Genomic DNA, 1,026 nt, shown 5'->3' on the forward strand with positions numbered 1-1,026 from the left:
GTTTCTGCGAAAGTTACCGCATACTCCATTGTTTCTTTACTACGGATCTCACCGATCATGATGACATCAGGTGCCTGACGTAATGTGTTTTTAAGCGCAACCTCGAAAGACTCAGTATCGATCCCCACTTCGCGCTGCGTAACGATACAGCCCTCGTGTTGGTGAATATATTCAATAGGGTCTTCGATCGAAATTATATGGCCTTTACTGTTTCGATTTCGGTGACCAATCATCGATGCGAGAGAGGTCGACTTACCAGTACCCGTTGCGCCCACAAAAATAATCAAACCGCGTTTCGTCATTGCTAGAGAGTTAATAACTTCTGGCAGCGCGAGGTCTTCAATACGTGGGATATTCGTTTCGATACGACGCAGCACCATACCGATAAGGTTACGTTGAGAGAATGCGGATACACGAAAACGACCAATTCCTCGTGCACTGAGGGCATAGTTACATTCGTTTTTTTCAGTAAATTCGTCGCGTTGTTTGTCGTTCATGGTGTCAAAGACAATCTCACGACACATTTCTGGTGTCAGAGATTGCTTGGTGACAGGGACGATCTTGCCATGGATTTTAATGCTAGGTGGAACGCCTGCTGTGATAAAGAGGTCTGAGCCTCCTTTTTCAACCATGATTTTTAAGAGTCGATCAAAGTCCACGTTTTCTTCCTTAACTTGTCTTGCATCCGATAAATAAACTTATCGGCTAATTCTTAGAAATTTTCAGGGATTTTTGCTTTTTCGCGTGCTGTATCGCGATTGATATGGCCTTTGCTAAGCAAGTTTTGCAAGCACTGGTCGAGCGTCTGCATACCAATGCTGGCCCCTGTTTGTATTGCCGAGTACATCTGTGCAACTTTATCTTCACGAATAAGGTTACGTATCGCTGGTGTACCAATCATGATTTCATGTGCGGCAACACGACCACCATTTGATTTCTTCAACAGTGTCTGCGAGATAACGGCTTGTAGAGATTCTGAAAGCATGGAACGAACCATCGCTTTTTCTTCCGCTGGGAATACATCAA

The 1,026-nt window shown here is 44.3% G+C and carries 1 protein-coding gene and 1 pseudogene; both read right to left on the reverse strand.

Features of this window, described 5'->3' with window-relative positions; genetic code table 11:
- The coding region (locus A3762_RS23820; RefSeq protein WP_197469548.1) for an ATPase, T2SS/T4P/T4SS family at positions 1–659 on the reverse strand (659 nt) is incomplete at its 3' end.
- A gap of 53 nt (positions 660–712) precedes the next feature.
- Positions 713–1,026 (reverse strand): annotated as a pseudogene (locus tag A3762_RS23825) (twitching motility protein PilT); the annotation flags it as partial.

The organism is Oleiphilus sp. HI0125 (assembly GCF_001635355.1).